This is a genomic window from Methylophaga sp. UBA1464, from assembly GCF_002325665.1.
GTDB lineage: Bacteria > Pseudomonadota > Gammaproteobacteria > Nitrosococcales > Methylophagaceae > Methylophaga.
The window spans coordinates 3327-11416 of record NZ_DCSO01000102.1; the positions used below are offsets into that span (position 1 = coordinate 3327).

Genomic DNA, 8090 nt, shown 5'->3' on the forward strand with positions numbered 1-8090 from the left:
CGTTTTGCCTACGACCATGGAATTTGTCGATATTGCCGGTTTAGTGGCCGGTGCATCGAAAGGTGAGGGGTTAGGTAATAAATTTCTGGCCAATATTCGTGAAACCGATGCTATCGCACATGTCGTACGTTGTTTTGAAGATGAAAACGTCGTGCATGTTTCGGGTAAGGTCTCACCACTGGATGATATTGAAGTCATTAATACCGAACTGGCATTAGCCGATCTCGAATCGGTGGAAAAAGCCATAACCAAAACCACCAAGGATGCCAAAGGTGGTGACAAAACAGCCAAAGCACGATTGGATTTACTGGTAAAGATTCGTGAGCATCTGGATCAAGGCTTACCTGTCAGGGCAATGAACCTTGATGAAGATCAGCTGGGATTATTAACAGGTTTGCATTTACTGACGATTAAACCCACGATGTATATTGCCAATGTTGCTGAAGATGGCTTTGAAAATAATCCGGCTCTGGATGCCGTCAAATCACTGGCTGAAAAAGAGAATGCGATTGTGGTGGCCATTTGTGCTGCTATCGAATCAGAGATTGCCGATCTGGCGGATGAAGATAAAGCAGAGTTTCTTGAGGAACTGGGACAGGATGAACCGGGTCTGAATCGGGTGATCCGCAGTGGTTATCAACTGCTGGGATTACATACCTATTTTACTGCTGGTGTTAAGGAAGTTCGCGCCTGGACCGTTGAAGTCGGCGCGACTGCACCGGAAGGCGCCGGGGTGATCCATACTGATTTCCAAAAAGGTTTTATTCGCGCAGAAGTCATCGGCTACGAAGATTTCGTACAGTTCAATGGCGAACAAGGCGCAAAAGATGCCGGAAAATGGCGCCTTGAAGGTAAAGAATATGTCATCAAAGACGGCGATGTAATGCATTTCAGGTTTAACGTTTAGACCAAATACTGCCTCTGCCATGTAAGTTCGACAAGGCACTCTGAAAACAAAGGAAGCGTCATGAAAAGATGGTTTGTCGGGGTGCTGTTGGCACCATTTTTCGCCAATGTAGCCTATGCAGATCAGGCAATGGATGCATGCATACTTTCCAAAATGGCTACATCGGACGATAGTGTAACCGTTGGAAATATTCGCGAAATCTGTTCTGCCGATATTGCTGCAGAAAAAAAAGAGCAGGAACAACCGGCATATCTTTCTGAAATGAATGATGAGCAGCTGGAAGCTATTTCAATTGATGAGAATGAAGGCACAATTGAAACGGCAGATGGATCAGCCTTATCACGCCGTTTAGTACTGGAAAAAACGCAATCAAATAATCCCTTTGCCTTTTTACCACATCGTCCGAATTACTTTATCTTCAGTAACAATGTAGGTTCAGCAAATGAGGCGCCTTTCGATGCAGCGGATCCGGATCGTGACTATGATTTTCAACCATGGGAAAGCAAATTTCAGATCAGCTTAAAATTGCCCGTTGTTCGTGGGTTGTTTGATGGTCGTGCCGATGCGTTTATTGCCTATACCAACCGTTCTTTCTGGCAAATGTTCAATAGTGATAGCTCGGCAGCATTTCGCGATTCAAACCATGAACCTGAAGCATGGCTGTCTTTTGCAAATGATACAGAGTTGCTGGGATTCAAGAACTCTCTGATTAATGTGGGTATCAATCATCAATCGAACGGCCAGAGTGGAGAGCTTTCCCGAAGCTGGAATCGTGTGTTTGCCGAGTTTGTTGTCGAAAAAGGGGATTTCTATTTCTCCGCCCGTCCGTGGTATCGCATCCCGGAGCGCAGCAGTTCGGATGATAATCCGGATATTGAAAAATATTTGGGTAATTTCGATTTCACCTCGGTTTATAAATATGGTGACCACAGCTTTGATCTGATGATACGTAATAACCTTCGCGGTAATAATAAAGGTGCAACGCAACTGGGCTGGAGCTTTCCTCTGTATAAAAACTTCAGAGGTTATGTGCAATGGTTTAATGGGTATGGTGAAAGTTTGATTGATTACGATCACCGTACCAATAGCATTGGTTTTGGTATTCAATTCAGTGATTGGTTGTAACCCTATCGCTAAATTGTTGATATTTACTGCCCAGACAAGTAAAATGCTCGGCTTCGTGGCTACATAGCTCAGTTGGTTAGAGCACATCACTCATAATGATGGGGTCCCTAGTTCGAATCTAGGTGTAGCCACCACAAATTCAAAAACCTGCTTCGGCAGGTTTTTTTATGTCTGAAATTTTCGCCTTAATTTTATTCTTTCAGTTAACCCAGTGAATTGCGTAAAGCATTGGCTAATATCAACAATGTTTTCCTGAAGGTTATAGGGAAAATGACCTCAATGTTGGGGCGGGAGAAACTTTGAAATTTACCCTCTAGTCTGCAGTAGATTCGTCTAACTTATATTACTCAGGAGCAAATTCATGTCCATTAAGCCGGTGTCTGTCGCGTTGTTTGCTTGTTTTGCCGGAATACTTTTATCAGCCAATAGTTTAGTGGCAGCCGAAGACGATGCCAGCCGCTTTATTGAGTTCTATGAAGAAGCGGATGAGGATTGTGAAAAGAAAGGTGGTGCACGGATTTTTGTAAAAAATACGCATGAAAAACAAATCATTGACTTGCATCTGGACCGCTATTTTTATGATGTGCGACAGGGCGGGCGATCTATGTTTCCCATAAAACCCTCCGCTTCTCAGGCATTAGGGTGTAGCAGGGTGTTTGATGCTGAGCAGCGTTGGGAGTTGGTTTCAGCGACCTTTATAAGCGAAGCCGGGGTAAACGAACGATACGGAGATCAACAGTAATACACAGCATGATTTGATCAGCAAAAAATCGGTGATTGTTTACAAACTTAATAGGGTGAAACACTAAAGGAGCAGACTAATGGAAAGATCAGTCCATGGCGTAATAATTAAGCGTTTATTGATCGTCTTTTCTGTTTCTTTAAGTTTCATGGCAATAAGTGGCTGTGAAGATAATGAAGTGCAACAGTCTCAAGAGTTTGATGAACAACCTTCATATGCTGTTATCAAGCCGGTTCCGCAAAATTTACAGCAAGGAATGCCTGAAGCTAAACCCGTTGAAATGTTATCGGTTGCCGATCCTACTCCACCTGAGCAATGGTTGTTAACCCTTTATCAAGCTAAGCCAGGTGCTGATAAAACACGCGATACCAACTATTACCAGAGACTTCTATCGTCTATTAAGCCCCATGTGCATGAACAACCTCGTGTGATAGCCAATCGTACTGTGCAAACCACCCGCCAATTACAGGAAATGGGCATTGCAGCAGACGAAGATCAAATGCTTGAGGATTTTGCAGCTCAACTTCAAACCGTAAATGGGCGTTTTGTTTATGGTGAACTTTGTGCGAATTACAGTAATTTAAGACAACAAAAACTGAGTCATCAGGAAGCGATACTGGAGCTCTTTGAATCGCTTTAATTTCGGCATTTTATCCCACATGACTTTGTCAGCATTGGAGCAATAGACATGCAGGAGCTAATAAACGGTTTGTTAGTTTGGGCAGTTACGTTAACCGGGTATCAACAGCCTGTTGATTTGCCGGTGGTTGAAGCGGTGAGCCATCAACAATTGGTTAAAACATTATGTGAAGATCAATTCTGTACCGCTGTAGCCTATTACGACACAGATACACAAATTATTTACTACGATGAGCGGATGCAATTAGAGCAGGATCAAAGTGCCAGAGGCTTTATTATTCACGAAATGGTGCATTATCTGCAGGACTTAAATGGTGAGTTAGTGCCGTCGGAAATGAGCTGTGAACAACGCATTGAAAAAGAGCAAGAAGCCTATCGAGTACAACAGTATTTTCTTCAAGAGCACAAAGAACCTACTTTCCAGATTGATTTGGCTGTCGCCGTATTATCAAACGTTTGTAAAACAAATAATGTGGTGGAATAAGTTGGTCAGTTAATTGGCAAATCAATATAGTCATCGTTGATTTCGACGGCTTCTACCGGAATGCTAGTGACCGAGGTGGCTTTTTCGTTATCTTGAACATCATCACATCCGGTTTGGTATTGCTCAAGGCTGAATTGATCTGGAGCGGTTTTATCAAAACTAATACGAAAGAAATTTCGTTCACTACGCTCACTCATTGTTGCACAGTTGTTCTGAATCAGAGGAAATCTACCTTTTAATATCGTTGAATCGTTAGCCAACGAAATAACACTTAAACTGGTTTCATTACTACCACCCATGCCAAAACTACTAACCAGTGCTAATTCATCCAGCCCATCATCATTAATATCAGCAACGGGAAATAAATGATGAGTGCCTCCAGCAAATACGATGTTGCGAACAAGCTGCTGATTTTCAACGATGGCGAGTCCCATATTGCTGCAACAGCGTGGCCATAAGCTCAGTAAATATAATACGGCGGTTTGCTCGCTAGCTGATCGGGTGAAGTTGCCCTGAGCACTATCCATGATTCGAAAATCTTCTTCATACACAGCGTTATGCCGGAGCCAGTATTCTCTGGACTGACTACTCGACTGAAGAATAGCTGGATGGTTTAGCCAGTAACTTTGATCAGTGGCTGCCGATGGCAAGCGACCATCGGCAATCACATATATCTCTTCTGTTTGCTGGGCCAGACTGACATGTGATATGCCGATACATATCAATAAGACAATTGAATAATTTCTCATTACCCAGCCCCCCATTCTTTATACCGATCCACTCGTTCTGGTTTACCAGATATTACTCCGGTTTTTGGGTCTCGATATCCACACCTTCAAAACTGACGGTCGGTTCTTTACGTGTCGTATGTTTAGGTTTTTCAGCGACTGTTTCAGGGTTGATAACCAGTGGTTCTTTACGCTCAGTTTTATTTTTTTGTGTAATGACTGGCGCTTCATCCATGACAACGGGATCCTGGCGACGGACTTTATTGGGTCTGGCCGCTTCGAGCCCGGTTTTCATCCCTTTGGGAAGTTCATCAAAGAATAATGGATCAAGCCGGCCATTTATATATTTCAATGGTTGGGAAAGTTTTTGCTGCTGGCAATAACGAATTACCCCCATCAATACTTGCCGAACAGCTTCCAAATCATCCAGGCTGCCCCGCTTATCCTCTGCAAAATAGGCGGCCATAAAACTGAAACGGTTATCAATGGAAAAGGGCAATATCTGACGCCACAAACTATAGATATCCTCAACTTTAATTAATTCGCCTGCTACAGCACGATCCAGGCTGCGGAACCAGAACAGAATTTCATCCAGCACACTGGCGGTCAGTAAATCATCCTGATCAGTGATAACTGCCATGCGGTCACCCATATGCCATGACGTCTTAATATTTTGCGGGGTATACCAGCTTACTTCAGGTGTCAGAGCCAATGCGAATTCATAGACCACTTTGGCATCAAATGTTGATCGATTGGTTAACCATAACGCCGGTTGATTGCTGATAGACAGAAATTGGCTTTCCAGGTCCTGTAACAGGCGTTGTCGTTCCAGTTCTTTATTTGTCTGTGAACCATCATTGGCTCGTCGTTTGACTATCCATAACAGAAATACTGCAATCAGCAGAATGCCTGCCAGAGTCAGCAGGATAGTCGAAAAATACAACGCTAACTGTGATGAGAGTTGCTCCAATTGTTCCGCTGATAGTGCAGTAGCGTCGTCAGCGTTCACAATATTGCTGATAATTTCTTCAATGCGTTTTTGAAAAAAACCAATTGCCATAAATAGCCTTATACATTTGTCGAAGAATGAGAAAGTGTTTACTTACATAAAGACACTTCTATTGTCCGCTAATTTTCCAAAGAAAAATTTTTTATGTCATATATTCTAAACTGCTGATATAAAAGACGTAAAAATGCGTTTTGTCAGGAAGTTTGTTCAAGTCAAAAGGAGAGTGTTTATGAGCATGGTACAAGAATTCAAAAAGTTTGCGATGCGCGGTAATGTGGTTGATATGGCAGTTGGTATCATTATCGGTGTGGCATTTGGCAAGATTGTTTCATCGTTTGTTTCCGATGTCATTATGCCGCCACTCGGTTTGTTAATGGGTGGGGTCGATTTCAAAGATCTGGCGATAGTCCTCAAAGAAGCGGTTGGAGATACGCCGGCAGTCGTTATTGCCTATGGGCAGTTTATTCAAACGATTGTTGATTTTGTGATTATTGCCTTTGCGATTTTTATAGCCATCAAGGTCATGAACTCATTGAAAGCGAAAGAAGAGGCGGCTCCTGAGGCACCACCTGCGCCGACAAAAGAAGAAATTCTGTTAACCGAAATTCGCGACATTTTGAAACAGAAATAAATCTGGTTGGGCCGGATACCTGTCTGGTGTCCGGTTTTTTCTGTTTCTGCCATGATGCCATTATTTGCCAGAGTAGCTGTTAGCCTTATCGTGGCGATATTGCTGGTTTCGATGTTATTTTACGGCTATCTGGCTGGTTTTATCGGCAGTCCGTCAAGGTATGCAAAATGGCTGGTTCCGGTATTTTTCTATACGGGCGTTATATTGTGCCTGACCGGAGTGATTTTCACCTTAGTTGAACAATTTGTCTGGGTTCGCTGGTCATTTATTTCTGCAGTATTCAATAACCCAGCTGGATTGTGATGATCGATATCAAGTACATCTCAGCAAAATTGAACAACGCCCGGCTGAGGTGGTGTTATTTCAGAAAGGTAATTTCTCCCAATCCATTCAACGCCTGGCGGGATGGGATAAATCCGCTTCAATGAATGATTGCCGATTTATTGAAAACACCTATTCCCTCGGCACACAGAGACGCTTTCTCAGTCAATGCCACAATCAGCAGCAAACTTCGGTGGTGGATTTGATTGATCAGGCTAAACGTCTGGGGTGCCAGCAAGGATAGCACTGTCATGCGTCAATAAATGTTCGATTTCCTGTTCACCTTCCTGTTGCAGATAATCCAGAAATGTCTGTGCGGCCAGTGACAATCGTTTGCCTTGACGATGCACAGCATACCAGCGGCGGCGTAATGGAAAGTTTTCCACATCCAGTATTACAATTTTATTAGCAGCTAATTCCAGTCGCAGACTATGTAATGACAACACTGCCACCCCCAGGCCAGCCATCACCCCATGCTTGATTTCATCTGCCCCACTTAGCTCCATATAGGGCGAGACCTTGAGTCCTGATTTGGCAAATAATTCTTCAACTGCTTTGCGTGTGCCGGAACCGGGCTCCCGGCCAATCAGACGTTGTTCCGCAATGGCTTTTAACGGAATGTTTTTTTGTGTAGCCAATGGATGATCAGGCCGGGCGACAATGACCAGGACATTTTCCAGAAACGGATATTCAACTACGGGCAGATCCTCGGGCACCTGACCCATGATATAAAGATGATCTTCATTGGCATCCAGACGCTCCAATAACCGTGCTCGATTGGTTACCCGGAGTCTTGGTTCGACTTTGGGATAGCGTTTTATGAAATTACCCAGGAGATAGGGCAGAAAATATTTGGCGGAGCTGACCACCACCAGATTGACCGGCCCGGCGACTTCACCCTGTAAATCAGCCAGAGCGGCATCGAGATCTGCCAGCCGCTCTAATACATCGCGACAGGCATCATAGAGTTCATGGCCCGCAACCGTCAGGTGCAATTTTCGGCCTACCGTTTCGAAGAGTGGCATGCCGACAGACTCTTCCAGTTTTTTCATCTGAATCGACACGGCCGGTTGTGTTAAATGTTTTTCTTCTGCGGCGCGGGTAATACTCATCAATCGAGCCGTCGCTTCGAATAAACGTAATTGTTGTAAGGATGCATGCAGCATATATAACTTTAATTTATGTTAAGGATAAAAATTATTAACTTGTTTTAATGGTTAAAGTCAACTATTTTTGTCACAGACATAAAATTGTCGCTGAAGTAAACTTACCTCGGCAAAAAAACAGTTTGATTAATCTGCTTGCGCATAATCCTGGAGAGAACACCATGGCAAAGACTTACCAAGCGGGTGTAAAAGAGTATCGCGAAACATACTGGATGCCTGAATACACTCCGAAAGACACTGATTTCCTGGCCTGCTTCAAGGTCATCCCGCAAGAAGGTGTGCCTCGTGAAGAAGCGGCTGCGGCGGTTGCGGCGGAATCATCGACTGGCACCTGGACC

At 43.8% G+C, this 8090-nt stretch carries 10 protein-coding genes, 1 tRNA gene and 1 pseudogene (1 of these 12 only partly in view); 9 read left to right on the top strand and 3 right to left on the bottom strand.

The window, feature by feature from the left end:
* The 6 genes from ychF to B3O33_RS13920 form a co-directional block, all read left to right on the top strand.
* A partial coding sequence (gene ychF, locus B3O33_RS13895) for a redox-regulated ATPase YchF (protein ID WP_292363842.1) occupies positions 1–907 on the top strand: 907 nt, incomplete at its 5' end.
* 60 nt (positions 908–967) lie between these two features.
* Complete coding sequence (locus B3O33_RS13900) at positions 968–2032, top strand: phospholipase A (protein WP_292360675.1); 1065 nt, start codon at positions 968–970, stop codon at positions 2030–2032.
* Between the two features lie 57 nt (positions 2033–2089).
* Positions 2090–2166: transfer RNA gene (locus tag B3O33_RS13905), tRNA-Met, on the top strand.
* Between the two features lie 227 nt (positions 2167–2393).
* Entirely contained in the window at positions 2394–2774 is a 381-nt protein-coding gene (locus tag B3O33_RS13910) for a hypothetical protein (RefSeq protein WP_292360673.1), read from the top strand.
* Positions 2775–2853: 79 nt separating this feature from the next.
* Positions 2854–3414, top strand: coding sequence for a hypothetical protein (locus tag B3O33_RS13915; protein WP_292360671.1), 561 nt, complete (start codon positions 2854–2856; stop codon positions 3412–3414).
* 48 nt (positions 3415–3462) lie between these two features.
* A complete protein-coding gene (locus B3O33_RS13920; protein WP_292360669.1) occupies positions 3463–3897 on the top strand; it encodes a hypothetical protein in 435 nt (144 codons plus the stop codon).
* A gap of 5 nt (positions 3898–3902) precedes the next feature.
* Here B3O33_RS13920 and B3O33_RS13925 read toward each other — a convergent pair whose 3' ends face one another.
* Entirely contained in the window at positions 3903–4646 is a 744-nt protein-coding gene (locus B3O33_RS13925) for a hypothetical protein (protein WP_292360667.1), read from the bottom strand.
* 52 nt (positions 4647–4698) lie between these two features.
* Positions 4699–5685, bottom strand: a complete 987-nt coding sequence (locus tag B3O33_RS13930) for a hypothetical protein (protein ID WP_292360665.1) — start codon at positions 5683–5685, stop codon at positions 4699–4701.
* Positions 5686–5863: 178 nt separating this feature from the next.
* Here B3O33_RS13930 and mscL point away from each other — a divergent pair, with 178 nt between their 5' ends.
* Entirely contained in the window at positions 5864–6265 is a 402-nt protein-coding gene (mscL, locus tag B3O33_RS13935) for a large-conductance mechanosensitive channel protein MscL (protein WP_292360664.1), read from the top strand.
* Positions 6266–6509: 244 nt separating this feature from the next.
* Positions 6510–6830: a hypothetical protein gene (locus B3O33_RS13940; RefSeq protein ID WP_292360661.1), complete on the top strand. Its 321-nt coding sequence runs from the start codon at positions 6510–6512 to the stop codon at positions 6828–6830.
* On the opposite strand, the gene B3O33_RS13945 is transcribed toward B3O33_RS13940, so the two are convergent.
* The gene (locus tag B3O33_RS13945; RefSeq protein WP_292360659.1) at positions 6802–7752 is read right to left on the bottom strand and encodes a LysR family transcriptional regulator; all 951 of its coding nucleotides are present in this window, start codon (positions 7750–7752) and stop codon (positions 6802–6804) included. The genes B3O33_RS13940 and B3O33_RS13945 overlap by 29 nt on opposite strands.
* A 161-nt stretch (positions 7753–7913) precedes the next feature.
* Between B3O33_RS13945 and B3O33_RS13950 the strand changes: the two are divergent.
* Positions 7914–8090: pseudogene (locus B3O33_RS13950) on the top strand (form I ribulose bisphosphate carboxylase large subunit) (its annotated part continues 1057 nt past the right edge of the window); the annotation flags it as partial.

Excerpts from the sequence above, each read along its gene's own strand:
- B3O33_RS13900 (WP_292360675.1), top strand. The coding sequence starts at position 968 with ATGAAAAGATGGTTTGTCGGGGTGCTGTTGGCACCATTTTTCGCCAAT.
- B3O33_RS13910 (WP_292360673.1), top strand. The coding sequence starts at position 2,394 with ATGTCCATTAAGCCGGTGTCTGTCGCGTTGTTTGCTTGTTTTGCCGGA.
- B3O33_RS13915 (WP_292360671.1), top strand. The coding sequence starts at position 2,854 with ATGGAAAGATCAGTCCATGGCGTAATAATTAAGCGTTTATTGATCGTC.
- B3O33_RS13920 (WP_292360669.1), top strand. The coding sequence starts at position 3,463 with ATGCAGGAGCTAATAAACGGTTTGTTAGTTTGGGCAGTTACGTTAACC.
- B3O33_RS13925 (WP_292360667.1), bottom strand. The coding sequence starts at position 4,646 with ATGAGAAATTATTCAATTGTCTTATTGATATGTATCGGCATATCACAT.
- B3O33_RS13930 (WP_292360665.1), bottom strand. The coding sequence starts at position 5,685 with ATGGCAATTGGTTTTTTTCAAAAACGCATTGAAGAAATTATCAGCAAT.
- mscL (WP_292360664.1), top strand. The coding sequence starts at position 5,864 with ATGAGCATGGTACAAGAATTCAAAAAGTTTGCGATGCGCGGTAATGTG.
- B3O33_RS13945 (WP_292360659.1), bottom strand. The coding sequence starts at position 7,752 with ATGCTGCATGCATCCTTACAACAATTACGTTTATTCGAAGCGACGGCT.